This is a genomic window from Dellaglioa sp. CoH-57-MRSF-19 (genome assembly GCF_056781975.1).
The window spans coordinates 1-539 of the sequence record NZ_JBXAXW010000099.1 but is presented as its reverse complement, the minus strand read 5'-3'; the positions used below and the strand labels follow the sequence as shown (position 1 = coordinate 539).

The 539-nt window shown below is 54.4% G+C and carries 1 protein-coding gene; it reads right to left on the bottom strand.

Translation table 11 applies throughout. The features are described 5' to 3' along the window. Positions 1-44: 44 nt before the first annotated feature. Positions 45-440: a hypothetical protein gene (locus tag AC1RO3_RS08420; RefSeq protein ID WP_281106398.1), complete on the bottom strand. Its 396-nt coding sequence runs from the start codon at positions 438-440 to the stop codon at positions 45-47. Positions 441-539 lie beyond the last annotated feature (99 nt).

Here is a 539-nt window from a genome sequence, read left to right as displayed (position 1 = left end):
GAGGTGCCGGCTTAGGACTATCCGAAAACTCGCGAATCCAATGTTTATGCATCTACTTCGTCCTCGTCTTCATCTTCCTCGTCGAGATCGGGATTCCCGAGGCCCAGATTCTCGACACCGAGTTTGAGGTACGTCAGCACCTCGTCCACGCTGGACCGGTATCCGGTATCGAACAAGACCTCGTACGGAGCATAGCCTTCGATCAAGCCTTGATAGACAGTGGCGTCAATGCGCGCGTCGTAGTCTGCACGAATCTTGAGCGTGTGGCATTCGATGCCGAACAGAGCCTCGTCCTTCTTGTCGTTCAGGCGCACGAACTGTTTGTGCTCTTCCGCGAACTGTTCGAGTTCCGTGTGCCGGACACGATCCAGTTCCAAACCTAGATACTGCTCCAGCGACTTGAACATGGGACGCACCTCACGGTGATACTTCTTGTTCATCTTCATCTTCCTCAACTAGTTCGTTCATGGCATTCATCAGCCGCTGTTCGACTGACGCAGCCCAGTCATCATATTCGCTCCACACCGCGCGCCGCACGA